The sequence below is a fragment of the Thermobifida halotolerans genome (genome assembly GCF_003574835.2).
GTDB classification, from domain to species: Bacteria; Actinomycetota; Actinomycetes; order Streptosporangiales; family Streptosporangiaceae; genus Thermobifida; species Thermobifida halotolerans.
In genome coordinates, this window is sequence record NZ_CP063196.1 from 4,257,377 (window position 1) to 4,282,196 (window position 24,820).

Genomic DNA, 24,820 nt, shown 5'->3' on the forward strand with positions numbered 1-24,820 from the left:
CCCCCCGGAACGATCGGGAAGAGGGGCTGCCGGACCCCCGACCCAAGAGGCGTTCCGTGATTCTGCGCGTTCTCTCCGCGCTGTTCCGGGTCGTGGTGACGGTCCTCGTGCTCGCCGCGCTGGCGGTCGTCTTCTCGGTCTCGGTGCTGCCGCGCGTCACCGGGGCCCAGGCCCTGATCGTGCTCAGCGGAAGCATGGAGCCCGCGCTCCCGGTCGGTTCGGTCGCGATCGCCGGTCCTGTCGATCCCACCGAGATCGAGGTGGGCGACGTCATCACGTTCACCCACAGCGCCCCCGCCCAGACGGATGTCACCGACGCCCGGTCCGTCCCCCTGGTGACCCACCGGGTCATCGGCATCGAGGAGACCGCCGACGGTCGACTCTTCCACACCCGGGGCGACGCCAACACGGTCCCCGACGACCCCCCGGTGCCCGCCGCCGACGTCCGGGGGAGGCTGTGGTACCACATCCCCTACTTCGGCTACGCCCAGCAGGCCCTGGTCCAGGGACCGACGCTCGTGTTCGTTCTGGCCGGTCTGCTCCTCGTCTTCGGCGTCTGGCTGCTCAGCGTGGCCCTCAGCGACGACGAGTCGTCCGAGAAGAAGGAACGGCGGGCGACGACGCACCACACGACGGAGGACGGGGACGCGTCCCGATGACGAGTCGTGTTCCGGCCCTCTCCCTGTGTCGAAGGACGGTTGCACCGTGCGCAGACTCGTTATGGAATCGGCCGTTCTGCTGGCCCTGGTGGTCGGCGGCGCGCTTCTGCTGTCCTCCCTGGAGATCTGGCTCCCCCTGAGCTCGGGAGCGATGGCGACCCTGGCGATGTTCGCGGCGGCCACCGCGGTCGCGGCGGGCTTCGCCGCCGAACTCGTCTCACGGTTGTCGGAGCAGCCCTCCCTGCGTCGGATCGCGGCCGCCATGATGCTCTACGGGATGGTCGTCATCCCGACCACGGCCTCGGGCCTGGCCACGGCGACCGTGGACACCATCGTGGTCGCCACGATCCGGCACACCGCGACACTGCTGACGATCGGTCTGCTGCTGCTCGCGGTGGCCCCCTTCGACCGCCCCCGCCCCTGGCCGGTGCGGCCGCTGCGCACCCCGGCGACCGGTCTGCGCGGGCTGCTCATAGCGGTGGTGTGCTCCTTCGCGGCGGGAGTCGCCGCCGCGGCGTTTCCCGAGACCGCCTACTCGATGATCCGCTCGCCCGTGCTGCTCTACGGCACCGCGCTGCTGTGGTTGAACGTCGGCCTGGCGACCCTGGTGACGGGGGTCCTGCAGCGTCGGCGCGTGCTGGTGTGGCTCGGTTTCGGACAGCTCTCCGTCGTCATGGGGCACGCGCCCCGGTTCTGGAACGGCGATCCGCTGCTGTACTCGCCCCTGATGGTCCCCGGCGTCCGGGCCCTGGGAACAACCCTGATCCTGCTGGCCGTGCTCCAGATCGCCTACCGGACCTACCAGCGGTTCCAGCTCGATCGGGAACGGCTCGCCGAGGCGGAGGCCGAGGCCGTGGAGGCTCGGCAGCGGCTGTCGACGCAGGCGCACGAGCTCCGCAACGCCCTGGCCGGTGTGGACGGGGCCGCGCAACTGCTCACCATGGACGATCCGGAGGGGAGGATCGACCGTGCCGCGCTGAGCGCCGCGCTGTCCGCGGAGCTGAACCGGATGCGGGCGATGCTGTCCCCGCGGTCGGAGCAGGCCCGCCGGGAAAGCACCCGGCTCAGGCCGCTGCTGGAGCAGATGGTGCTGATCCGGCGCGGCAACGGCACCCGGATCGACCTCACGGTCGAAAGCGACCCCGTCGTCGCCGTGCCCCAGGACGTCATCGCGCAGGTGGTCACCAACATCCTCGCGAACTGCGAACGGCACGCCCCCGGGGCGCACGTGTGGGTGGAGGCCCACCTGCTCGGTGACACGGTCCGGGTGCGGGTCCAGGACGACGGTCCGGGCATTCCTCCCGGTCAGGAGCGTGAGGTGATGCGCCGCGGGGTCAAGGGCAGCGGCTCGGTCGGGGAGGGCATCGGTCTGGCCGTGTGCCGGGAGCTGGTCGTCGAGCACGGGGGACGGCTGCGCCTGGCCCCCAGCCGCCCGGACCGCCCTGGCTGTGTCGTCCTTATCGATCTGCCCGTAAAGTCACGTTCAGCGCAGGAGCCCGAGCCGGGTCGACGCGGCCATCGCGGTGCTTCGGCCCGCGGGTCCGGACGTTCCTCCGAGCCGTCCACCACGTCCACCACGAGTATCGGGAGCGGCAATGTCGAACCCTGACCGCCCGGTTTCCCCCGCCGTACTCATCGTCGACGACCACGAACTGTTCAGCGCCGCGGTCGAGACGATGCTGCGCAGCCGGGGCATCAACGCGGTGCGCGCCCCTTCCCTGGAGCCGCAGGAAGTGCTCGCTCTGGCCACCGAGACCCAGCCGTCGCTGGTCCTGCTCGACCTTGACCTGGGAACCGACGCCTCCGGGCGTCCGATGGACGGGGTGACGCTGGCCCGGGACCTGACCCACGACGGCTGGCAGGTACTGCTCGTGACCGGAAGCACCGAGCGGCCGCGGATCGCCGAGGCGATCGCCGCCGGAGCCGCGGCCTGGCTGTCCAAGGCGGTGCCCTTCGACGAGCTGATCTACGCCATCCTGGACGGTTTCGCGGGCCGCCCGATGATGGACCCCAGGGAACGGCAGCGCCTCCTCTCCGAACACCGCGCCCTCCAGTCGCAGCAGCGCTCCGCCAAGCAGATGTTCAACCAGTTGACCAAGCGGGAGCGTCAGGTGCTCGCCGCCCTGGTCGAGGGCAAACGCGCCAAGGTGATCGCCGAGGAGTCGTACGTCTCGATCGCCACGGTCCGCTCGCAGATCCGGTCGATCCTGGCCAAGCTCAACGTGAAGTCGCAGCTTGAGGCGGTCGCGCTGGCCAAGTCACTGGGCGAGTGAAAGGTCCGTCACCGGCCCGGGAAGGCGTCTCGCACCGCGTCCTCCCCGGTGGGGCGTCTCCCGGAAGATTTTTCCGGCCGGATGTTTGGGCCACCCCCTCTCGGTCAGGACTGCTAGCGGGGGGATGGCAGCGGGCGGTGGTTTCCGGGGGGATGAACCACCGCCCGCCTTCCTTTTGCCCGTGATCGGACCGGAGGAGGAACCGCGATGGCAGAGGCTTCGGAACGCGAGACCGAACGGCAGCGGGACCGCTTCTTCGCCCCGGTGGTGCGCGCCGACGACGAGCCGCAGGCCTCCGACCGTGCCCGTGCCCGTGGATACAAGGTGACCGGCACGGGGGTGCCCACCCGGGTCCCCGCCGAGGACGGCGACACCGAGGCCCGCTCCGGCCTGGAGGGCCCTCCGGACAACGACTTCGCCCCGGACCGCGGCGAGGATCAGGAACGCAGGTAGTGCTCCCTGGCCGGACGGGTCAACACCAGCACGGCCACCGCCACCGGCAGGACGAGCTGGGTGAGGACACCGTCCTGTCCGGGAAACAGCAGTGTGGCGGAGGCGGTCAGCGACTGCACGACGATGACGGCGGCCAGCACCGGCCACCCGCGCTGGTGCATCAGCAGTCCGAGAATCAACTGCGATCCGCCCGACGTGCCCGCGAACACCAGGTAGCCGACCGCCTCCGACGTCAGTCCCACCCGCAGCAGTTCGACGGCGCTCAACGCGAAGACGAGCCCCGCCAGTACGAAGACCAGGATTCTGGCCCAGCGGACGGGGCCGGGCAGGACGTCTCGCATCGCTCTCTCCACTGTCACACTCCCCGGTCAGTGCCGTTTCGGAACGGGAGCGCCCGGTCTGGGACCCGTTCCGGGCACCCGCTGGGGAAGCCGGCCGCCCGGTGCGTTCTGGTTGCTGCGGACCGCGGACTGGGACGGACCGGCGTAGGTCGCCCAGGACGGCCGCACTCCCCAGGACTGTCCGGGGCGCTCCTCCGTCTCGGGCTCCTCCTGGTACGGACCGTCGATGTCGTCGAACTCGACCAGCACCCCCTCGCCGGTGGCCGTGGCCCGGGTCGCACGCTTCAGGTGCTTGCCCGCGACCCTGCCCGCCGCGACGGCACGCTGCTGGTCCCGGTCGGTGAACGCGTCCAGGATGACACGCGGATGGCTGCGCAGCCCGTCCGCGATCCGCTCGACCAGATCGGGCTGCCGCTCGCCGTCGGAGACAGCGGACAACCGGAGGGGCTCACCATCGGTGGGAAGGGAGGAGACAGGCATTCAGAAGTCCGGTTTCACACACTGAGTTGCCGCTTGCTCGTTCGTCCGGCGAATCCGAGCGGTGGCGTGCGGGAACAGGACCGATCGCCCGGACTCCCGTCCACCCTAAGCCACCGGAACCGCTGTTTTCCGCGCGGTACCGATCTGTAACCCGGGCTGTCCGATATCGAAGCCTCTTCGTGTGCCTCGGAGGAGGATCTCATGGGATCATCTTCTAACCATCCCTTATCGTCCGTTGTGCACCTTTCGAGCTGGTGCCCCGGCCAGGCACACCGACCCCCGGAGTCCCACCCCTCTCGCGGAAAGCTCTCATGTCCGACGACGCCCCCACGCCCGCAGACTCCTCCCCAGACGCCCCGCCGCGCCCGCGCCGCCGCGGCAAGCGGCGGGTGGTGCTGTGGACCTCCCTGGTAGTGGTCGTGGCCCTGTCCGCCTGCCTCGGCACGGCCTACGCCTACTACCGGTCACTGCGCGCGAACATGGTCCAGCACGACCTCGCCACCGTCCTCCCCGAGGAGGAGCGGCCGCCCAAGATCGGCGACGCCGTCAACATCCTCTTCATCGGCTCCGACGGCCGGGAGGGCGGCAACGCGGCCTACGGCGGCCGGGACTTCGTCGGCGAACGCTCCGACTCGCTGCTGCTGGCGCACATCTCCCCCGGCAACGGGGTCACCGTCGTCAGCTTCCCCCGCGACTCGCTGGTGCAACTGCCCCAGTGCAACCCGTACGGAGAGACCGAGGGAACCCACGGCTACTACGGCATGATCAACGCCGCACTGTTCCACGGCGGACCGCCCTGCGTGGTCAGGACGATCGAGTCGCTGACCGGGATCCGCGTCGACCACTTCGTGCACCTGAGCTTCGTGGGTTTCCGGGAGATGGTGGACGCGATCGGCGGCGTGGAGATGTGCATTCCCGAACCGATGCACGACGAACGCGCCAAACTCGACCTGGAGGCGGGAAACCAACTGCTGGACGGCGAGGACGCGCTCGCCTTCGTGCGTGCCCGCTACGAGATCGGCGACGGCGGCGACCTGGGCCGTATCGACCGCCAGCAGATGTTCCTCGGCGCACTGGCCTCACAGGTGCTCAGCAGGGACGTCCTGGGCGACCCCGGCAGGCTGAACGCGCTGCTCACCTCGGTCACCCAGTACACCGCGACCGACTCGGAACTGACCCTGGACACCATGCTGTCGATCGGGTTCACCATGTCCGACGCCAGACCGAAGGACATCACCTTCTACACGGTGCCGTCCTGGCCCGCCCCCTGGGACCCCAACCGGGTGGTCTGGAACGAGGAGAAGGCCGAGCGGCTGTTCCGCGCCATCCAGGAGGACAAACGGGTGGACGACGCCCTGCTGGAGACCGGACGGCCGCAGGCCGATTCCAGCCCGTCGGCCAGTCTCACCCCGTCCTACCCGGCGGAGCCCTCCACCGAGCCGGAGCCGACCCCGTCCGCGACCCCCGCCGACGCGATCGAGGGACGCGACGCGACCGCGAACCCGTGCGTCAACGGCCTCGGCCTGGGCACGGAGGACACGGGCGCCTAGGCGGGCGAGGCGACACACCGCGTGACAACGACGAAGTCGGCCGGGTCCGCGCTCCCGGCCGACTTCGTGAGCGGCGCGTATCGGCTGCGGAGCCTGCCCGGAACAGCCGAGAGGAGTTCCCGCGCCCGCCCCCTGGGGGGCCTTCTCAGTGCGGCGGTCGAGGACCGCACTCCCGACCGCCACCATCAGTCAACCCCATCCCACGAGCGCGCAACATCGGCACAAAGACCGCATTCTCCCGGGGCTTTGGTCCCACGACGCGACTGGTCACGGCGTTTTCCGCAGAACCGGCCACCCACGGGGCCGCGTTCGTGCTACGGTCACTGACCACAGCGGGCCGTCACCTTGCGTAGGCAAAACATCACCCAAGGGGCCCGCGTGTCGTCGCACACCCGGAGGACGCCATGGCGTGGAGGAGACAGGAGGGACGCACGTCGCGTCTCCTCGCCGTCGCCCGCGCCGCCCGCTCCCTTCCGGTGCGGCGCGCCCTGGCCATCGGAGGTCTCACGCTGACCGCCTGGGCGCTCGGCTCGGCGGCTCCGGCGCTCGCCGACACGTTCGACACGGTCACCGAAACCGCCCGGCTCCGGGACGGCCAAGCCGTGGAACAGCACAACGTCGAGTTCACCGCCATAACCGAGACCGTGACGCCCCCGGTCGACCCCGACACCACTTCGGTGCCAGCGGTCGAATCCCCGCAGATCATCGACGTCGACCCGTTGCTCGACCTGGCCACGACGGAGACGGACGCGCTCCCGGTCCCGCCGGTCGAAAGCGCCCCGGGCGTGTCGGAGACCGCCCGTACCTCCGACGAGGACACGGACTCCCCGGCCTTCCACGACGACTCCGCGACCGGTGCCGCCACCGGTGCCGCCAAACACGACGCCGACCCCGCGCCCCACGAGCCCGAACGGTCATCCGCCGTCGAGGCCACCCCGGACACCGACGACTCCGCATCGGAGCCGTCGGTGTCCGCGGCGCCCGCTCCCACCCAGCCCGCCCAGGCACAGCAGCAGGGCCCCTCGTCCTCCGGAGCGCTCGCCGGCTACCTCACGTACCCGCCCGCCGCGCCGCGCCGCGACGCGCTCACCTCCACGGTCGGACACTCCACCGCGCTGCCGCCGCAGCAGCACGTGGCCGACCCGTTCTTCTCCCCCGACTAGGCCGCATCGGCCCCGGGCCCGCAGTCGCGCGCCGATCCCGGCACCCGCTCACGCCGTGACCGCGCCGCCTGTCCGGTGGCCGACCGGTCCCGTCAGAACCGAGCGACGTCCTCCGCACCCGATCCGGCCCGCGTTCCCAGCCCGCTCTGGGGGTTGACCTGAGTTCCGCGCACCCGTCCATCGCGGGGTTCAGGTCAGCCGGGCGGCCCGTCGAACCCCTCGGCTGACGCGCCGGCGCAACGGAATCGCGCACCCACACGCAGACTCCAGCGCACGGTCGCACATCTCGTGTCATTCCCTTCACAACGATCAGGGAGGAATCCCCGTGTCCGAATTCATCCGCTCCGCCGTGAAGACCTTCGTCCTCTCCGCGGGAACCGCCGGTCTCCTCGCCCTGGGCGGCGGCGTCGCCTCCGCCGCCGCACCGACCGCCGACGACCTCACCAACCCGCTCGACGGGATGGGCGTCAGCCTGCCCGGCGAGCAGCTTCCCACGGACTCGCTGCCGGGCGACCTGGCCGGAAACGAGATCGTCGACATGAGCGCGCCGGTCGTGGAGTCCGAGGACGAGCCGATGGTGTCGGGCGACCTGGCCGTGCTGCCCGAGGGTAAGGACACCCTCCAGGTCATGCTCGACGAGATCGAGCACCAGTCCATGGTCCACCAGGGTGAGGTCGAGTCGCTCCTCGGCGGGGCCACCGAGCAGACCTCCACCAGCGACACCGTCGGCTCGGTCACCGGCTCCGCGCCGGGCGTCGTGCCGCAGCGCGGCGCCGCTCCCGCGCAGCCCGCCGCCGAGGACCCCGCCAAGTCGCTGGGCCTGTCCACGGAGGGCCTGGTGGGCAAGGGTCTGCTGGGTGAGGGCCTGCCGCTGTAGCCACCGTCGACGGGACGGCCCGGGGTGTGCCGGCCGCGCGGACCGGCACACCCTCCAGAAGAATCAGGTCCCGTTCGGAGGAGTCCAGTCCTCCAGGGACCACGCCATCTCCCAGAACCGCACCTCGTAGTGGCAGCTGGCCACGAACGCACGCTCGATCCGCTCCCGCTCGGCGGGACCGGCCTCGGCGGCCAGCACGTCCAGCCGGGAACGCAGCGTGAGGAGCTTCTCCGTCATGGAACGCTCGACGTAGAAGTCCCACCAGCCGTGGAAGGGGTGGTCGGCGGCGAGAGGAGTCTCCTCGGTGAAACGCCTCGCCGCCCACAGGTAGGTCCACGGGCACGGCAGCAGCGCGGCCAGCAGCACGCCGAGCGTGTCGTGCCCCGCCGCCGTCATGTGGTTGATGTAGGCCTGCGCGCTGGGAGCGAGCCGGTCGACCTGCGCCTCCTCGTAGGAGACGCCCGCGTACTCGCACAGCGCCTCGTGTGCCCGGCTCTCCTCACCGAGGATGAAGGCGGCGCTGTCGTGGAAGAACCGCATCCACTCCCGGTCGGGCGACAGCGCCAGTCCCAGGCCGTAGCAGCGGACGTAGGCGGTCAGGTACTGGTGGTCCTGACCGACGTAGTGCAGCACCTGCTCCTTGGCCAGGGTTCCCTCGCGCATGCCCTTGAGGAAGGGATGCTGGTAGAAGGCTTCGAACAGGTCCGAGTGCCGACGCCCCAGGTCGGCGGTGAAGCCGGTCTCATCGGCGGCAACAGGAAGTACGCCCACCGTTCCTCCGCTCGTGCTAACGAGATCAGGTTCGACGGGTTCGGGCCCGCGGCCCGTCTCAGTCCCCGTATGGGACACCCCGCGTGGTTACGTCCGCCACTCTAGCCGTTCCGCTCCGCGTCCGACAGTGAGGGGTACGCGATGGCCGCCGGACCGGCCGAGCGGGCGGTCGCCGCCGGCCCCGGGGAAGGGGGATCGACGGAGGAGCCGCGGAGGAGGTCAGCGCCTCGTCGGGATGCGCCGCCCGGTGACGATGTCGGTCACGATGCGGATGTAGTGCGAACGGGACCCCGGCGCCCAGGGGTTCAGCGGCAGCGCCTCCAGCACCGCCCGCTCCGCGGGGTCGTCGACCGCCCGGCCGAGACCGATCACCATGACCGACCAGCCGGTGCGTTCCGTCACGTCGTAGTCGTCCACCTCGAACGCGACCACCGTGTCCTGGGTGGCCTGCGCGAGCTTGGACCCGGGCGACGTGCGGATGATGATGTCCGTTCCCAGCATGGCGAAGTTGACCGGCTGGACGGCGGGGAGCGCCTGGTCGGTGAAGACGATGCGTCCGATCGGGGCCTGGGACAGCAGCCGCAGGCACTCCTCCCGTGCGAGCACCTCCAACCCGGCCGTGTCGGTGGCGACCGCGTTGTGCCCCTCCACGTTCATGCGTGTTTTCCCTTCTGAGCGCTCTGTCCTCCCGGGGAGAGTCAGATCTCGTTCTTCGCCCGCAACTGCGCGACGAGCACCGCCGCCTGGGTGCGACGCTTGAGGTCGAGCTTCCCCAGGAGGCTGGAGACGTAGTTCTTCACGGTCTTCTCCGCGAGGAAGAGCCGCTCCCCGATCTGCCGGTTGGTCAGGCCCTCCCCGATGAGGTCGAGGATCTGCCGTTCCTGCGGGGTGAGCACGGCGAGCGGGTCGGGCCTGCCGCTGTTCTCACGCAGCCGCTCCAGCATGCGTCCGGTGCTTCGCGGATCGAGCAGCGAACCGCCCGCCGCGACCGTGCGCACCGCTCCGACCAGGTCGGATCCGTGGATCTGCTTGAGCACGTATCCGGCGGCGCCCGCCATGACCGCTTCGAACAGCGCCTCGTCGTCGGCGAAGGAGGTGAGCATCAGGCAGGCGATCTCGGGGTGACCGGACCGGATCTCGCGGCACACCTCGACCCCGGAACCGTCGGGCAGCCGCACGTCGAGCACCGCCACGTCCGGCCTGACCACGGGAATCCGGTGCAGCGCCCGCTCCGCGGTACCGGCCTCGCCGACCACCCGCAGGTCGCCCTCGTCCTCCAGCAGCGAGGCGACGCCTCTGCGCACCACCTCGTGGTCGTCGACCAGAAACACCCTGATCGGGTCAGGCGTGCTCGCCTGCGGCATGGCTGCCTCCCTGGTTCTGTCTCCTCCCTTCGACCGTAGCGGCCCCGGTGCGGGGGCGCCGCGCCGAACGACTCGATTACCACTGCCAAAGGTCCCGAACCCGGTGCCCGCCACCCGGTGGAGCCCTCTCGGGCGCACCGGAGGCGCGGGAGAAAAAAGTTTCCGGCTGGGGAATGATGCGAGTAGCCACCCTGTTGTGCAGGGTGTGGGTCGGTGCGGTAGCAAGTGTCCCCCGGGCTCCAACCCTTAGCCTTCGCGGAATACCGCGTCCGGACACCACCTCGGTGGCGTCCCGGACGGTCTCCGGAGCCGCGTTGCGCACTCCGCCGTGAGGCGACCGCCGCACCAACCCACAGCAGTGAAGACCCCGCCGGCGACCTCCCGCCCACGGGCGCACCGGAGGCGCGGGAGAAAAAAGTTTCCGGCTGGGGAATGATGCGAGTAGCCACCCTGTTGTGCAGGGTGTGGGTCGGTGCGGTAGCAAGTGTCCCCCGGGCTCCAACCCTTAGCCTTCGCGGAATACCGCGTCCGGACACCACCTCGGTGGCGTCCCGGACGGTCTCCGGAGCCGCGTTGCGCACTCCGCCGTGAGGCGACCGCCGCACCAACCCACAGCAGTGAAGACCCCGCCGGGTTCGCCCGGCGGGGTCTTCGCGTCTCACCGGTCGGTCACAGTCCGGCGATGCCGACGTACTTGGTCTCCAGGTACTCGTCGATGCCGACGGTTCCGCCCTCGCGTCCCAGCCCGGACTGCTTGACTCCCCCGAACGGGGCCGCCGGGTTCGACACGATCCCCTGGTTGAGTCCGACCATTCCGGTCTCCAACGCCTCCGACACCCGCAGCGCCCGCCCCAGGTTCTGCGTGAACACGTAACTGACCAGACCGAACTCGGTGTTGTTGGCCTCGGCCAAGACCTCCTCCTCGGTCTCGAAGGGGATGACCGGCGCGACCGGGCCGAAGATCTCGGTGCGTGACACCTCACTGTCCTTGGGAACGTCGGCGAGCACGGTGGGCCGGTAGAAGTAGCCCGCGCCGTCCTCCTGTTCCCCACCGACCAGCACCCGCGCACCGCGGTCCACCGCGTCGTCGACGAGCCCCTGCACCTTGGAGCGGGTCTTCTCGTCGATCAGCGGTCCCACATCCACCTCGGCCTCGGTGCCGCGGCCGACCCGCAGCGCGGCCATGCGTTCGCTGAGGCGGCCCGCGAACTCCTCGGCCATCCCGGCCTGCACGTACATCCGGTTGGCCGCGGTGCACGCCTCACCGGTGTTGCGCATCTTCGCCAGCATCGCCCCGTCCACGGCGGCGTCCAGGTCGGCGTCGTCGAAGACGATGAACGGGGCGTTGCCCCCCAGTTCCATGGAGGTGCGCAGCACCTGGTCGGCGCTCTGCCTGATGAGAGTGCGCCCCACCTGGGTGGACCCGGTGAACGACAGTTTGCGCAGGCGGCCGTCGCCCAGCAGCGGCCCGGTCAGCCCGCCCGCGTCGGTGGTGGTCAGCACGCTGAGCACCCCGTCGGGCAGCCCGGCCTCCCGCAGGATCTCGGCGAGCGCCAGAGCCGACAGCGGGGTCTGCTGGGCGGGCTTGAGGATCATGGTGCAGCCCGCCGCCACCGCCGGACCGATCTTGCGGGTGCCCATCGCCATGGGGAAGTTCCACGGCGTGATCAGCAGCGACGGCCCCACCGCCTGACGCATGACGAGGAAACGGGTCTGCCCGTTCGGGGAGACGGAGTAGCCGCCCCCGATCCGCACCGCCTCCTCGGCGAACCAGCGGAAGAAGTCGGCGGCGTAGGCGATCTCCGCCCTGGACTCGGCCACCGGCTTGCCCATCTCCAGGGTCATGAGCAGCGCCAGATCGTCCTGGCGGTTCATCAGCAACTCGTAGGCGCGCCGCAGGATCTCTCCGCGCTCCCGGGGCGGGTGAGCGGCCCAGGAGGACTGCGCGTCGGCCGCCATCTCCAACGCGTCCATCCCGTCGGCCTGCCCGGCGTCGGCCACCTCGCACAGCACCGCCCCGGTCGAGGGGTCCTCCACCTTGAACGTCGCTCCGGACCGGGCGTCCCGCCAGTGTCCGCCCACACACAGCTGCTTGGGTACCTGCTCGACGATCCGCGCCTCGCGCTCTGTCGTGGTCATGACCGGGCTCCTCTCGGTCGCGCTCACGGTCTCGCGGTACGCCCTTCCCTCCATCCCCCACGGCTAACGGCTGTCCGACCTCACCCCCGGATTAATCCGTCCGAGCCATCCCCCGCGCTGTGCTACAGTTTTTCGTGTCGGCGCGCGGAGCAGCGCCGCAGCACAACACAGTCCAGCACTCGTAGCTCAACGGATAGAGCATCTGACTACGGATCAGAAGGTTGGGGGTTCGAATCCCTCCGAGTGCGCTCGCTGAGACCAGCTAGACCAAGGCCCTGAACTGCGGAAACGCAGTGGCAGGGCCTTCGTCGTGTGTACGGGTGCCGTCGGGCGGTGTCGGGGGTGTGCGGGGGCCGCGCCAGATACGCGACAAAGCTTCGCGGGGTGGTGGCGGTTTCTGCCCGTCCGCGCGGGGGCAGCCGACCAGGGCACACCAGAGCCTCCGTCACACCCGGTACGGAACACTCTGAGCCGAACTCACGAAGTCGTTGGCGATGATGCCCCGCCGGAGCCGTCCACGGCGAACTTCGCCCCCTCGCGGCGCTCTGACGTTTCCTGGCACTTCTTCCCGGAGGAAGAAGACTCATACGACGGCAACCCTGCCGCGAGGCAGGAACAGCCACAGCACCGGCGACGCCGACTACGCGAAGATCGGGGTTTCCGGCACCGTGGCGATACGTGACTCCCGCAACCGCGACGCAGGCCACCGAGAAACCAGAACTGCTCCTCAGCCACTAAGGGAAAACCAGTACCCCCAGCCAGATGACGGAACCCGTGGGAAGCCGTTGGCCTCCCACGAGCGGTCGGTCAGAGTTCGTCGAGTCCTGCGGTGAAGGCGGTCCACTCCGCAGGGGGAAAGCCGAGGACGGTCTGTCGGGGATGCACGGAGTCGCGCAGGCCGATGGTGTCGGGGGTGTGGTGGGTGATGGCGGCTTCGACGCAGCCGAAGTCGCCGCTGCGGTCGGACTTGCGGAAGTCGGCGTCGGTGAACAGGTGGTCGGTTATGGGCGCTCCAGGGATTGGTCAGCGTTCGGCTGACAGGCCAACGGTTTTGAGGTAGTCGTCCAGGGGGATCGCGGCGGTCTGGGCGGTGCGCCGCCAGTCGGCGTGCTGGGCGGCGCGAGCTGGATCGGCGAACTCGACGCCGAGGAACTCGCCGTCGTCGTCGTAGTGGAGCAGTGCCGAGCGTTCGTCGTCGAACAGCCAGTAGTCCTCCCCGTCGGGCAGGCCCAGCGAGTCGGCGGTTGCCCTGCTGAGGATGCGTACGTCCTCTCCGGCGTCGACGCTGGAGGGGTAGGCGCAGGTGAGTTCGAACTTCAGGTAGTCGGTCAGTTCGTCGGGGACGATGTGGACGCGGCCTATGCCGCGTCCGCTGGTTCGGATGTCGCGGACCAGTCGCTGCCAGGGGCGCCGCCACCCCAGGTCCTGGGGGAGACCCGCCAGGAAACGGCGGTAGGGTTCGCGTTCGTTGCCGGCCACATAGGCGTCGAGGGTTTCCAGGCGGAACACCGAGGTGTGGAACCAGGACAGGAACCGGAGACGGAACCCTGTTCAAACGGACCGGCGGCGCTGAGGTGCGCGTCGAAGCAGACTTCCAGCGCATGCTGGCGGACCGGGGATTCCCGGTGTCCCGAATCGTTGAGACGGGAGAAGAACGGGGAGGGTTCTTCTTCGTCGAGCAGAGCGTCGGCGCGGAGTCGCTGCACGACGTCGCGATACGCGACGCAGGACGAAGACTTCGAGCAACGCCTCACGCAGGCGGTCACCGGCCGGACGCCGCACGAGCCGCTCATCCCTGCGCTACGCCGAGAGATCCAGACCCTGGTGCGACACTGCACGGTGGACAGCGCCGCCCCGATCTGGCGCATGGTCGACGAATCACCTGCCCTGCGGGAGTACGAGGAGTCGATGAGGCTGCGCCACGCGGAGTCGCTGGCAACGGCCATCGCCGCCGATCTCGACCTGTCACAGACCACGACGGCCTGCCGGGCGATCGCGAGGTTCGTGGTCGACGCCTATTCGCTGGCCCGTGAGGCGGCCGATCCGGAGGCCGCGGTGGACGACGTCTTCCGGATGATCGAGGCGGCCTGGGAGGTCACCTGCCCTTCTCAACGTGCGTGAGGAACTGCTCCTCCAGGTAGGACAGGGGCCGGTCGGGCCGTGGAGAACCCGCCGTGGAAGCGGCAGGATGCGAGCATTGGCGTACGGGTTCCCCGGTGAAGCCGTCCGGGAGTCTCGGAACCCGCGCGCCTGCGTCCGCGACTCCGGCGAGACCGTCGCCGTCGACCCCCGCCACGTGCGCGCGCTGTCGCACACCCTGGAGGCCACCACCCGCCCCGCGCCCGCCGTCCCGGGGAGACCCGGACCCTACTGTCCGACGCGCCGCACGGCCGGGAATCCGACACGGCGGCCTGGGTACCGCCCGCAGAACCCCTCTGCGCCGACGATCTGGAGGTCCACGTCCTGGACGAAGAGGGGTCGATCTCCTGTGCCCACCCGGCCGTGGCCGCCGAACACCACGTCCAGCGCCAGATCACGCCGTAGACCCCGCGCACCGACGCCGCCATCGAGGCCGGAGTGGCCTGCCCGCCCCCTCCCCGTCGCGCCTGACCCCCGGGAGAGACGGATCACGAGCTACTTTGCGGCTCGCCGTAGCTTCGGGAGAACTGGGCCTACCGGGCGGCCGCCTGACGCCGACCCGCCGCGCCGACTCCCGATCCCCTGCCCACCCGGGAACGCCTGTGATCGGAGCCACTCAACCCGTGGCCGCGATCGTCGTTGACCTTGCCCTTAGGTCAGGGTGAAAACCCCGCCCTTCGGTATGCCTCACCACCAGACTGCCGGAAGAACCGACCCACGCCCTGTCGGCCCCATCAGCAAGAATGGCACCCGTGGCAGGCAACGGATGGACCCCAACCGAGAAGGGCGCCCACCTACGTGGCAGGCGGACCAGCAACACCAAACCCGAGGTTGATCTGCGACGTGCGGTGCATGCGCTGGGGCTGAGGTTTCGGCTGCACCAGCGCGTTGTCGGCCGCTGCACCCCCGACTTCGTGCTTCCCCGGTGGAGGCTTGCGGTCTTCGTCGACGGGTGCTTCTGGCACGGCTGCCCGAAACACTCACCCGCCGAGTTCAGGGGGCCGAACGCCGAGAAGTGGCGGGAGAAGATCGACACCAACCGTGTCCGTGACCTCCGGAACAACTCCCTGCTGGAGGAGGCCGGCTGGCGGGTCCTCCGTGTGTGGGAGTGTGAGGTCAAACGGAGCCCCACGGAGGCTGCCAGACGCGTGGAGGCGGCTGCCAGGGCTCAGTAGAGCGTCTCCGGACTCCTGTTCCTCTCGGCGAATCGACACCAGTTCTGTAGCGGGCAACCACTGCACAGCGGCTTCTTGGGAAGACAGTTCGTGTATGAGAGATGCCGGAGTGCTGCCATGCGCACCGGAGCATCCTCACCGCCACCGATCAGACGGGCGATCTCGACACGTCCGTCGGTGAGCCGGTTGATCTGGTCCGACATACTGCCGAAGACCCTTGCCGCCGATCTCAGCGGCCCCTGGCCGGCGAGCATGACATCCTCTCCCATCAGCAACCGGAAGAGGGCCTTCTCCGCCGGTTTGAGACCGAGCACGCCAACGAGTTTGTCGGTGTCCCCCCAGACACCCTCCTCTGCTGTTGCCTTCTCGATCTGCTTGAGACGTTCCTTCGTACGGTCGTTGCGGACGGTGTCACGGAGGATACGGAACTCCTCCGCGGTGATCCTGACCTTTCCCCTGAGTCGTTCGAGCAGCCATCCGAGGTTGTGTGTCTCGGTCCGTTCAGGGCCGACAAGTGACACCACCAAGGCCACCGCCTGCTTCACGTCGGGCCCCGGATAGAGAAACCACGATCTTACGTTCCGTTGCCGAAGCCCCCAATCCACCAGTTCCCGATGCAACTCCAGCCAGGTGTTCCTGACGGGCTTCCCACCCGGAGAGGGTCTGACGACCGTGGCTGCGGCCTCCCCGAGTCGGGGAGGCACAGCATTGCCGATCTGACGGAAAGCGTCGCTACGGGTCCCCGCGAAGCGGAAGTGGTCGGGAAAGGTCTGGATACGGGCGGCTTCCCGCACTGTGAGGGTCCTGTGCTGCTCGGGATGGATGTACCAGTATCCGTCCTTGGCGATGTGGGCCGTGATGGCTCTGCTGAAGCTGTTCCCGTCCAGCCGCTTGTACTTGTCGTCGAAACTGTCAGCCCTGTAGCGGCGCAGATTCTCGGGGATGTCCGAGTACAGGGTCTCGTGGGTCATGAGTTTGAAGACCTCGAGGTCGTCCGGTCGGACCGGCCTCGTCATGTGGTCGTGGACGACGTTGGACTCCGTGACTTCCTTCCTCATGAACCGCACGAACTGTGATGGTTCCTCCGGAGGTGTGTAGGGCAACTCTCTGGCACCCACGGGATTGTCCTCGGGAAGTTCGGGAAGGTCGCTGATCGCCTCGTTGAGATACACCGGGGTTGTCTGCTCGGGCCAGTCGAAGTTCTCACTGTCTCGCCGTGCCAGGAGGATCAGTCTTTTGCGGTGCTGGGGTACTCCGTACCTCCAGGCGTCGACCAGCCGCACCTGGACGAAGTATCCGTTGTTCTCCAGGGACTCGGTGATGGTCCGGACCACGCGGAAGTCGTCACCGAGCGCCATGTCGGGGACGTTCTCCATCAGCACAGCGCGCGGTCCGACCTGCACAACGACGTCGAGGAAGGCACGCCACAGCTCTTTACGCAGGTCTTCGGGATCCCTTGCCCCGGCTTCGACCAGACTTCTGATCTTGCTACGTCCGGCCCTGCTGAACGGTTGACAGGGCGGACCTCCGGCGATCAGATCGATCGACGTCTGCCTGAACAGGGTGATGAGCCGTTCCCGCTGCTCCGGTTCACCGAGGTCAACCTTCAGCGCGAGCCCCGGGAAGTTCGCCCTGTGGGTCTCCAGCGCGCGCTGGTCGAAGTCGACCGACGCCGCAACGGTCCAACCCGCGTTCTCGAGGCCGAGGCTCAGCCCTCCTGCCCCCGAGAAGAGGTCCACGGCAAGAGGGGCCCCCGCACGGATCCTTTCCTCACACCAGGTGAGAAAGGTTTCCTCGGTACAAGCCTCGGGATGCTCGCCGAGTTGGAGTACGTCACTGCGGTGCAGTTTCACTCCGTAGAACGACACCCGGGCCTCCTCGTCAGGGATCAGTTCAGTGAGCACCAGGACAACACAGAGCCCCCTGGGATACAAGTCTCTCCGGAATACCTGGGGACAGGGGAGTGCTCTCCGGTTCCGGGGAGGCTGTGGGTGGGCGTCAGGTGTCCGGCCATACCGGGTTGTGCCCGTAGGTGGGGTACGGATCACCCCGTGAGTTGCCCACCGCCCCACACAGCAGTCGAAAACACTACTGCCCGAAGGTCAAGATCGGACTACTTTTTCTGCTGTCGGGCGATGGTGGGCGACGGACCTCCCCACCTGATGTCGAGAACGCTCTTCCAGCAGTCCTCCTTCTTGCACCACTCCGTCACATTGCCCGCCCCCGGAGCGGCGAGGAGCACCCTGCGTACAGGGCCGCTCAGTTCCTGCACGGCCCTGATGACCTCGGCGGGTACTTCCTGTTGCTTCCACGTCAGAGCAAAGACCTTCTCCAGATCGATGTCCTCGACCAGCCTGGCGAGTGTGTACGTGGTGACGTTGGCCAGGTAGCCCGCTTTCGGGTTCAGCCTGTTGATTTCGCTCCGTGCTCCCTCGAAGAGGATCCTCTTCGCGACCAACTTCCGGAAGTACTCGTCATCCGGGACACCCGTGAAATTCGACACCACCTCAGAGGTCCAGCGCTGGAAACACTTCTGTGCCCCAAGGCTGACCACGTGCGGTGCCTGTCGGAACGTCATCTCGTACTTGGCAGCGTCGGTCTTGGTGAAGCGCTGTTGCCTCGGGTACTCGGCAGCGAAGGCCCTCTTCTGGGCAGCCGTGGGGCGACGGCTCTTGTCCACGTCGTACTGCCCCCGGGCACGCTCGTAGTACCAACGACTCTGACGTGTGCCTCCCGCAACGGCCGGGGCCCAGACCCTTCGGGACGCCCGTTCCAACTCGACGTGGAAAGGGCTGTTCGCCTCGAAGTCCGCCTCGTTGATCGTGTTCTGGGAGTTGGCATACCTGGAGATGTTCGGCACGAGTTCGTCGAGCAACCCCGCACGGACGACCGTGATCTTCGCTGTTACCCAGATCCTGCTGAGGTCCGCACGGCTTCGTTTGGCAGCGTGGTGGAGCGAGGCGGTCGTCTGACCTCCGTTGACAATCTGGAGGTCGTCCAGCCGGACGATACGGGTCTTCTCCCCGTCGAACTCGACACCCGTGGCCGTTGCGGAGATTCCGTTGTTGTACGCCAGGAACCGTTCGGGGGCTGTACGGATCGTCTCGTTGATCCCCTTGTTGACCTTGCCCCGCAACTGCAGGAAGGAGCGGACGTTCCTCTGGAGGAGTTTTGCGCCGTACAACTCGTACATGTCGGCGAGTACCTGTCCGGGAATGACCGTCAGAAGACACTGGTAATCGTCTTCTCCGGTGGATGCAGGAAGACAGGGCAGCGGCCCGCCCAACTCGGTGAAATCGACGGAGATGGGCTCCTCGTGTCTCCCCGATGTCGCCAGTCGCCGGATCCGTTCGATGTCCCACAGGTCCTGGACGACGGGGATTCCCCCAAGTTCGCTCTGGGGAAGGTTGTCGAAGGTGCTACGGCCATCTGTGAGCAGGAAGATCCGGATCTTGTCGAAATCTGACCACTGGGAGTGAATCTTCTGGGCCATGTCGAACTCGGGAGTGGATTCGTCCATCTCCCGATGGTGTCCGTCGCGGCAGGCTTCTGCGAACAGCTCCGCCCACCTGAACCGCTTTCTCACCTGGTCGCGGGAGACGGTCTGACCGTAGTTCCCGTAATCCGCAACCACGAGGTCCAGTACATGCCCGTCGTCGCTGATCGCATAGCCGGACACCTCCACCCGGCTCCGTCCGTACGGATGGACGTAGTAGCAGACGTACAGATCCTCCAGGGTTCCGTCCTCGATCAGGTACTCACTGACCACCTGAACGAAGACGTCACGTTTGTGCAGACCCGACTCCTCGTTGAGGCGGTCGTCCACGGCCTGCTCGAGGCTGATGGCGAACTCTTCGACCGATGCGCCCTGCACCCACTACTCCTTCGCCTGGTTCGTCCGCGCGACCACTGCTCGCACCGTCTCCTCGTCCACCTGGTGTGAGCCGCATACTGCCAGACTGACAAGGTATGACACACCGGACACCGCTGGAGGAAGGTCTGCGGGGGTCACCCGTGGAAAAGTGTCAGTCACGGAGAAACACCGTCTTCGGACCAGCGCATACCTGTCACCGGCGTACTGGCTGCGGTGAACATCCAGCCATCCCGCCTGGAGCAGGCAGTTCTCGAAATGGGGGAGCTCTGCCCGTACTTCCGGAGCGCAACGGAGGTCATCGACCAACTCCTCGAGCAGGACGCCGTCCGACGACGTTCCCACCACCTGGTGAACCAGGAAGAGATCGGTCAGCCCAGTCGAGTCCAACTGGCGCTCGTGGCTGATCCGGCACCGCTCCGGCTCCCTGCTGGAGACGGTTTTGACCTCGATCGCAACCGGAGGAAGCACGAAGTCCTTGGCTCCTCCGGAGGGACCCACCCAGGCCCTGACTGCTGCCTCTCCCAGTGTGGGAAGCAGTACCTCACGGAGCACGACCAGCTCACCGTACAGACCGAGGCGTTGCTCGGGGGTCAGACCGGTGTGCAGGCCGCGGCCGAGCATTCGGCGCCAGGCTCTGATCCTGTGAGCCAGTGCGCTCACCGGTGTTCTCGTGGATGTCTCCAACTGCTTGACAATGTCGGCGAGGAGGGTACAGAACAGCAGCCGGTCGGTTCCCGACTCCGCTATGACCTCAACCGAACCGTTCTTCGTCCGACAGGTCAGCCCTGTTGTCAGAATGATGTCCTGGTCCTCGGTCCGCTCGTCACTGCCGACCAGGAGCACCCACTCCCGGCTGGGAAAGCGGACCTCCGTGAAGACGTCCAGTTCGGAATCCGGGATGAGTCGACGGCGGATTGCTCCCGGGCCGACACATCCATTCGCCTCGGCCTCACGGAAGGACGCCTCAAGCTGCTCGGGTGTGGCGGAGGCCATCACTCCTCACCGTCCCCCGAGTCCTCGACGGCCTTCCTGAGCGATTCCAGGAACACCTCGTTAACCCGGTAACTGATCCTCTCGGCCTGTTCGGAGTGGGGGAAGACAACCGCGTACCCGATGACCGGAAGCCCCGGAGCCCCAACCTCGATCTCCGAGGCGGCTGGGTCTATGGGGTAGAGCAGCAGAAGCCCCTCCCCGGGATCCCGAACCCTGCGCAGAGCGTCTCCACTCGCCCGTTTGGGCTCCCGTCCCCGCCCGCTTCTGTGGAACTCGTCAACCGTCCTCTCGAAAGCCCTGTTCTTCGCGGAAGGAGCGAGTCCCAGCGCCTCGTGGGCCGGGCTGACGAGAACGCCAACCTCGCACTCCCCGTCCAGCACCCGGGCGTGGGTGATGGTCCGGCGTTTGATCAGCGGGATGTCGACGTCCTGAACGGGCAACGGTTTCTTGGAACTGCCTCCCGTGATTCCCACCACCCAACGAACGAGTTCTCCCCTGGCTGTCTGCTTCCGGATGTAGGAGAGAAGGTTGTCCGGATTGGCGGTGAGGACACGGGGCGAAACGTGGAAACCCTCCAGGAACTCCACAACGGCTTCGGGTGGGACGTTCCGACGGAACAGGCCCCTTCCTGCACCGTGTAGCCGTTCCTCCGGCACGGGGTCGAGCGGAAGGATCCGCTCGACGAGCCGTTGCAGACGTTCGTGACCGTCCTCCTGGGCCTTTCTGTCTGTCCGCATAACCAGCGTCTCCGCCCTGGTCCCGGCCAGGCTCACCTTCATCGCCGTGGACGAGCGCATCTTGGCTGCCGCCGTGACCTGGAGGTTGCCTGTCCCCTCCCGTATGCGCAGCCCAACGTCTCCGGGAGTCTTCTGTGCTCTGGAGATGGCGGCGGTGAGGTCCATCAGTTCCCGGTTGGCCCGGGTGATGTGGACGTAGTAGTTGATCAGCTCTCTGGTGGTGTACAGCCGGATGACGTCCAGGTATCCGGGACGGTAACCGAACCAGCGTCCCATCTGGAGCAGGGTGTCGTAGGTTCTGGAAGCCCGCAGGTAGTAGGAGACGGTGAGGCCCTCCAGGGTCAGCCCCCGGGAGAGTTTGTCGCCTCCGACCGCAACCACGGTGACCGGGGTACTCGACTGGTAGTCGAGTACGTCGGCGACGCTGCCGTTGATCCGCTTCACGTTGGCAGCGGCCTCGTCCAACACGTGGGGGACAAAACTCTCGATGTCCTCCCAGGACACCCGGGGTCCGACCTGGGCACTGACGTCATCGCGGTTGGCGATCTCCTCGTGGGTCGGAACGAAATCCCTCTTCCACAGGTCGGTCAGCCGTTCCTGCAGAGCGATCCCGGCGTCCCCGTAGTCCCCCCAGGAGTCCGCCATGCGCCGCAGATGGTGCTCGATCTGACGGGCGACCTCGCCCTGGACGTCCGTGAACCGGGTCACGTGGACGAGCATGGTGTTGTGTCCACCGACTTCGCCGTTGTTCCTCTCCCGGGCCTTCCGGATCGCCGTGGCCAACACGAAGGCGTCCAGCGCCTCCACCAGCGACCCCGGAAGCGACACGTCGGGAACATGGCCCTTCCTGTGACCGTCCGGCATCCAGTCCCTGTGGTCACCGACCTCGTGAACGATGGGGAGTGGCTCACGGATGTCCGCCGCGGTGGGATCCTCCAACCCGAAGACGAGTTCCGGGCCGCAGTAGTTCGACGGGGGTTCCAGTGTGACGAGGAAGCTCCGTGGAAACAGGTCCTCGCCGTGCTCAGGGTGGTCTGTGCTGTGGGGGATGAAGATGTTCGCGAAGGGCGTCGCCGTGTATCCCAGGTACGCCCGCTTCTCGAACAACTCCAGCAGCCCCCGGATGGCCTTGTTGATCGCGGTGGGGTCGTGCTCGGGGTCGCTGTGGTCTCCTCCCCTGGTGGGGCGTTTCGTGTCCACCGAGGCGTAGTCGGCCTCGTCGTCGATGAGGAGGAGCGGTGCTCCCCCTACCAGCTTCGGCTCTCCCTGCGGGCCTGAGGCGAAGTTCCCCAACCAGTCTCTGAGGTTGGCCAGGATCCGCGCGTTCTTCTTGGCGACAACGAGTATCGGCACCTCGTGGATGTTGACCGGTGTTCCCTGGAACTGTGCCGTGGTGAAATCACTGTCCTGCGTCGTCACCGGTATACAGATGGTCGACACCCTGCCCAGGTTGCCGACACCGATGTCCATGGAACTGTCACTGGTCCGGTCGCGGCTGAACCTGCTGTTGAAGCCCAGGAACTCCAGATCCAGCCTCGCCTGGGTCTGGTGCCGGAGACTCTCGTGCTGGCTGGTGAGCACGATGATGACCCGGTAGCCGGCATCCACCGCCTTACAGATCACACCGGTGTAGTTGGCGGTCTTACCGGACTGGACCTGGCCGTAGACCATGCCGTAGGTCTTCCACTCACCAGCGCGTCGGGGGTCCTCCAGAAGTCCGAGGATCTGGTCGGTTGTCTCGTCGAGCGCCTCGACGACACTCTCCCTCCGGGTACGCCGGAACCAGTCGGCGTAGCGTCTCCAGTAGGAGAAGTCGATTTCACCACGGCGTTCCTCCAACCAGGGGACATGGTCGCTGGGATCGCTGACCACCGTCGCCCTCGGGACCCAGACGTCGAACTCGGCCTCGAGTCTGCGGAAGAGAACGTCCGCGGAAACGGTGCCGCCGTCGGAGAGCATTCCGAGAGTTCTCCGAACAATCTCACGGAGCCGTTCGGGGGTACGTTCGTGTCTCGGCAACTCCGAGACCTGCTGCTTGGCCAGGAGCAGCGCGGCCTCCGTGAGATCGAGCATCACATCTCCTCACGCGAATCAGACTCGATGACATCCCTGATGAGCCCGGGATGGCGGCAGAAGGGTTCGGCACCGGCCAAGGCCTCCGCCAGTGCCCTCCGTTTCAGTGGGTCCCGTGGAAGTCCGGTCAACATGGTGCGGAACGTCGACAGGACCTCCTCAACCTCGGGTGTTCGGTCGTGGGATGACCCCCCGGAGAAGCCCACAGCGGCTTCCTGGGCGATCAACTGCACCGGAAGTGTCGCCTCGATGAGGCGCAGCACTCCCTCAACCGCCTCCCCACCCGGCTTGTCCAGCATCTCCGCGATGAGCGGATGCTCCCTGTTGATCGCGTACTCGGACTGCCCCAGACGGCGGACCTGCTGCCATACCGGTTGCACCTCACGGAGGTCGCGCGGACGGGCCACCGGGGTCCCCCTGTGGGTGAACACCTTCTCCGACCTGGCCCGGACGCTCTCGGCAAGCTCGATGATCCTTTTCTCCAGGGCCACGGGGGGCCGCACGGTCGACTTCCTGACGTCCACCTCCCAGGCGAGGTCGGCTCCCGGCGGAATCTCCACAGCAACCCTGGCCAGTCTGGTGTGTGCGGAGTTGTGCATGCCTCCGAGACCGAGCCAGCTTCCTGCCACAACCAGTCGGTCCCCCCGGTACACGTAGAAGCCCTGCCGGGCGAGCATGCCGCCCGGCCCGGATGCCTTCCTGGCCTCCTGGGAACTCAGCCGGGAGGGATGGGGAAGAACCACGGGATTGACCCTGACCCGGTAGCCCTCGTACTCCAGTTCCTCGAAGCCGCGGTCCTGGGTGGCTGGGTGGCGGCGCAGGTACGGATCCAGGGGGGTCAGCTGTCTCCGTCCCATGTGGAGGGTGATACGTCCGTCCTCCATGAACCGGTGGAAGAGCAGGGAGAGTTCGCGCCCCGCCTCGGTGATTCTGCGCTGGAGTGTCTCCCCCTCCCCGAGCCTGTCCAGGTTCCGCCAGAGTACGACGGTTCCCTGTCCCGAGAAACCGAGCAGGTCAACAATCTTGAGGGCTCCCTCGTCTGCTTCGGTGAGTACGAGCCACTGGCCGTGTTCTGCGACGTGGTCGACATCCCAGGTCCGGGCGACCAGACGCCCCTCCCCGTTCCGGGACAGCACGCTCAGCTTCCTGGCCTGGGACAGAGATGCGGTCTTCAGGCCGAGCCCGAAACGCCCCAGATCGCCTTCTGTCCGTTCCTGCCTGGGATTACGCGCAAACCGCATTGCCTCCCGGAGTTCCTGTTCACTCATACCGCGACCGTCGTCCACGACCGCAATCCAGGCCTTGCCGGGATCTGAGTTGTAGGCGATACGGACGTTCCTCGCCCCTGCCGTGATGCTGTTGTCCACGAGGTCGGCCAGTGCGGTCGCCAGGTCATACCCGAAGGCCCGCAGCGACTCGACGAGATCCTCGGCCCGGGGGTCGAGACGCTCCACAGCAGCAGGCTCGGGTGACTCCATGTCGCGCTCAAAGCCTCCTGTGACGACGTCTGGGGCGGGGAGAAGACACAGATACCAACTGTGGACGGACTTCGGTAGGGCTCGGAGGAACTGTTCTGTGTCACCGCGCCCCCGTACGGGGAGCGGCGGGGTACGGGGCCTGCGGGGAAGCGTGCTCTCCCGACTTCCGAGTTTACCGACAGGAATTTCGGCACTGTCGGGAGCCCTTCGGACCGATCCCAGCAGCCCGAAAGGGAATGTACCCATAATTGGGGAAGAAGAAGCTCCAGGCTTGGTGTAGT

22 protein-coding genes, 1 tRNA gene and 1 riboswitch are annotated in these 24,820 nt (G+C 67.6%); of the genes, 10 read left to right on the forward strand and 13 right to left on the reverse strand.

Annotated elements, in window-relative coordinates:
* Positions 1–56: 56 nt before the first annotated feature.
* The 4 genes from NI17_RS19095 (at position 57) to NI17_RS19110 (ending at position 3,385) form a co-directional block, all read left to right on the forward strand.
* Positions 57–659: a signal peptidase I gene (locus NI17_RS19095; protein ID WP_234401940.1), complete on the forward strand. Its 603-nt coding sequence runs from the start codon at positions 57–59 to the stop codon at positions 657–659.
* A gap of 46 nt (positions 660–705) precedes the next feature.
* Positions 706–2,268 carry a sensor histidine kinase gene (locus tag NI17_RS19100; protein WP_084012615.1) on the forward strand — a complete coding sequence of 521 codons (1,563 nt, stop codon included), beginning with the start codon at positions 706–708 and terminating at the stop codon, positions 2,266–2,268.
* Complete coding sequence (locus tag NI17_RS19105) at positions 2,255–2,932, forward strand: response regulator transcription factor (RefSeq protein ID WP_068691550.1); 678 nt, start codon at positions 2,255–2,257, stop codon at positions 2,930–2,932. The genes NI17_RS19100 and NI17_RS19105 overlap by 14 nt, the downstream gene beginning before the upstream one ends.
* Positions 2,933–3,139: 207 nt before the next feature.
* Positions 3,140–3,385, forward strand: a complete 246-nt coding sequence (locus NI17_RS19110; RefSeq protein WP_068691548.1) for a hypothetical protein — start codon at positions 3,140–3,142, stop codon at positions 3,383–3,385.
* Here NI17_RS19110 and NI17_RS19115 read toward each other — a convergent pair.
* Together NI17_RS19115 and NI17_RS19120 are read right to left on the reverse strand one after the other, a co-directional pair.
* Positions 3,370–3,726, reverse strand: coding sequence for a hypothetical protein (locus tag NI17_RS19115; RefSeq protein ID WP_068691546.1), 357 nt, complete (start codon positions 3,724–3,726; stop codon positions 3,370–3,372). The two genes, NI17_RS19110 and NI17_RS19115, sit on opposite strands and share 16 nt — an antisense overlap.
* A gap of 27 nt (positions 3,727–3,753) precedes the next feature.
* Complete coding sequence (locus tag NI17_RS19120) at positions 3,754–4,164, reverse strand: hypothetical protein (protein ID WP_068691544.1); 411 nt, start codon at positions 4,162–4,164, stop codon at positions 3,754–3,756.
* A gap of 353 nt (positions 4,165–4,517) precedes the next feature.
* Here NI17_RS19120 and NI17_RS19125 point away from each other — a divergent pair, with 353 nt between their 5' ends.
* From NI17_RS19125 to NI17_RS19135, 3 genes are all read left to right on the forward strand, one after another.
* A complete protein-coding gene (locus NI17_RS19125; protein WP_068691542.1) occupies positions 4,518–5,756 on the forward strand; it encodes an LCP family protein in 1,239 nt (412 codons plus the stop codon).
* Positions 5,757–6,160: 404 nt separating this feature from the next.
* Positions 6,161–6,919 carry a hypothetical protein gene (locus NI17_RS19130; RefSeq protein WP_068691540.1) on the forward strand — a complete coding sequence of 253 codons (759 nt, stop codon included), beginning with the start codon at positions 6,161–6,163 and terminating at the stop codon, positions 6,917–6,919.
* A 325-nt stretch (positions 6,920–7,244) separates the two neighbouring features.
* Positions 7,245–7,796, forward strand: a complete 552-nt coding sequence (locus tag NI17_RS19135) for a hypothetical protein (RefSeq protein ID WP_068691538.1) — start codon at positions 7,245–7,247, stop codon at positions 7,794–7,796.
* Between the two features lie 63 nt (positions 7,797–7,859).
* On the opposite strand, the gene tenA is transcribed toward NI17_RS19135, so the two are convergent.
* The 4 genes from tenA to NI17_RS19155 all read right to left on the reverse strand — a co-directional run bounded on the left by tenA (position 7,860) and on the right by NI17_RS19155 (position 12,070).
* Entirely contained in the window at positions 7,860–8,567 is a 708-nt protein-coding gene (gene tenA, locus NI17_RS19140) for a thiaminase II (RefSeq protein ID WP_157129735.1), read from the reverse strand.
* A riboswitch (TPP riboswitch) is annotated at positions 8,552–8,659 on the reverse strand. Its footprint overlaps the gene before it by 16 nt.
* Positions 8,660–8,786: 127 nt before the next feature.
* Complete coding sequence (locus NI17_RS19145) at positions 8,787–9,224, reverse strand: pyridoxamine 5'-phosphate oxidase family protein (RefSeq protein WP_068691536.1); 438 nt, start codon at positions 9,222–9,224, stop codon at positions 8,787–8,789.
* Positions 9,225–9,265: 41 nt separating this feature from the next.
* Positions 9,266–9,931: a response regulator gene (locus NI17_RS19150; RefSeq protein WP_068691534.1), complete on the reverse strand. Its 666-nt coding sequence runs from the start codon at positions 9,929–9,931 to the stop codon at positions 9,266–9,268.
* Between the two features lie 669 nt (positions 9,932–10,600).
* Positions 10,601–12,070: an NAD-dependent succinate-semialdehyde dehydrogenase gene (locus NI17_RS19155; protein WP_068691607.1), complete on the reverse strand. Its 1,470-nt coding sequence runs from the start codon at positions 12,068–12,070 to the stop codon at positions 10,601–10,603.
* A gap of 175 nt (positions 12,071–12,245) precedes the next feature.
* Here NI17_RS19155 and NI17_RS19160 point away from each other — a divergent pair.
* Positions 12,246–12,318: transfer RNA gene (locus NI17_RS19160), tRNA-Arg, on the forward strand.
* Positions 12,319–12,877: 559 nt separating this feature from the next.
* Here the strand turns inward: NI17_RS19160 and NI17_RS19165 are convergent.
* Positions 12,878–13,090: a DUF397 domain-containing protein gene (locus NI17_RS19165; protein WP_341721528.1), complete on the reverse strand. Its 213-nt coding sequence runs from the start codon at positions 13,088–13,090 to the stop codon at positions 12,878–12,880.
* A gap of 3 nt (positions 13,091–13,093) precedes the next feature.
* Positions 13,094–13,600 (reverse strand): DUF6879 family protein, encoded by a 507-nt coding sequence (locus NI17_RS19170; protein WP_068691532.1) that lies wholly within the window; start codon positions 13,598–13,600, stop codon positions 13,094–13,096.
* A gap of 294 nt (positions 13,601–13,894) precedes the next feature.
* Between NI17_RS19170 and NI17_RS19175 the strand changes: the two genes are divergently transcribed.
* On the forward strand, positions 13,895–14,191 hold the full coding sequence (locus tag NI17_RS19175; RefSeq protein WP_234401937.1) for a hypothetical protein: 297 nt from the start codon (positions 13,895–13,897) through the stop codon (positions 14,189–14,191).
* A 770-nt stretch (positions 14,192–14,961) separates the two neighbouring features.
* Positions 14,962–15,384 (forward strand): very short patch repair endonuclease, encoded by a 423-nt coding sequence (locus NI17_RS19180; protein WP_234401936.1) that lies wholly within the window; start codon positions 14,962–14,964, stop codon positions 15,382–15,384.
* On the opposite strand, the gene dcm is transcribed toward NI17_RS19180, so the two are convergent.
* From dcm to NI17_RS19205, 5 genes are all read right to left on the reverse strand, one after another.
* Complete coding sequence (gene dcm, locus NI17_RS19185) at positions 15,378–17,288, reverse strand: DNA (cytosine-5-)-methyltransferase (RefSeq protein WP_211329505.1); 1,911 nt, start codon at positions 17,286–17,288, stop codon at positions 15,378–15,380. The genes NI17_RS19180 and dcm overlap by 7 nt on opposite strands.
* 209 nt (positions 17,289–17,497) lie before the next feature.
* Entirely contained in the window at positions 17,498–19,258 is a 1,761-nt protein-coding gene (locus NI17_RS19190; protein WP_068691528.1) for an AIPR family protein, read from the reverse strand.
* A 3-nt stretch (positions 19,259–19,261) separates the two neighbouring features.
* The gene (locus NI17_RS19195; RefSeq protein WP_119268176.1) at positions 19,262–20,251 is read right to left on the reverse strand and encodes a PD-(D/E)XK motif protein; all 990 of its coding nucleotides are present in this window, start codon (positions 20,249–20,251) and stop codon (positions 19,262–19,264) included.
* On the reverse strand, positions 20,251–23,061 hold the full coding sequence (locus tag NI17_RS19200; protein ID WP_068691524.1) for a Z1 domain-containing protein: 2,811 nt from the start codon (positions 23,059–23,061) through the stop codon (positions 20,251–20,253). Before NI17_RS19200 ends, NI17_RS19195 begins: the two co-directional genes overlap by 1 nt.
* Positions 23,061–24,539 (reverse strand): ATP-binding protein, encoded by a 1,479-nt coding sequence (locus NI17_RS19205; protein WP_068691522.1) that lies wholly within the window; start codon positions 24,537–24,539, stop codon positions 23,061–23,063. Before NI17_RS19205 ends, NI17_RS19200 begins: the two co-directional genes overlap by 1 nt.
* Between the last annotated feature and the right edge of the window lie 281 nt (positions 24,540–24,820).

Coding starts and splice junctions, on each gene's coding strand:
- NI17_RS19105 (WP_068691550.1), top strand. CDS start 2,255: ATGTCGAACCCTGACCGCCCGGTTTCCCCCGCCGTACTCATCGTCGAC.
- NI17_RS19110 (WP_068691548.1), top strand. CDS start 3,140: ATGGCAGAGGCTTCGGAACGCGAGACCGAACGGCAGCGGGACCGCTTC.
- NI17_RS19115 (WP_068691546.1), bottom strand. CDS start 3,726: ATGCGAGACGTCCTGCCCGGCCCCGTCCGCTGGGCCAGAATCCTGGTC.
- NI17_RS19125 (WP_068691542.1), top strand. CDS start 4,518: ATGTCCGACGACGCCCCCACGCCCGCAGACTCCTCCCCAGACGCCCCG.
- NI17_RS19130 (WP_068691540.1), top strand. CDS start 6,161: ATGGCGTGGAGGAGACAGGAGGGACGCACGTCGCGTCTCCTCGCCGTC.
- NI17_RS19145 (WP_068691536.1), bottom strand. CDS start 9,224: ATGAACGTGGAGGGGCACAACGCGGTCGCCACCGACACGGCCGGGTTG.
- NI17_RS19150 (WP_068691534.1), bottom strand. CDS start 9,931: ATGCCGCAGGCGAGCACGCCTGACCCGATCAGGGTGTTTCTGGTCGAC.
- NI17_RS19155 (WP_068691607.1), bottom strand. CDS start 12,070: ATGACCACGACAGAGCGCGAGGCGCGGATCGTCGAGCAGGTACCCAAG.
- NI17_RS19195 (WP_119268176.1), bottom strand. CDS start 20,251: ATGGCCTCCGCCACACCCGAGCAGCTTGAGGCGTCCTTCCGTGAGGCC.
- NI17_RS19200 (WP_068691524.1), bottom strand. CDS start 23,061: ATGCTCGATCTCACGGAGGCCGCGCTGCTCCTGGCCAAGCAGCAGGTC.
- NI17_RS19205 (WP_068691522.1), bottom strand. CDS start 24,539: ATGGAGTCACCCGAGCCTGCTGCTGTGGAGCGTCTCGACCCCCGGGCC.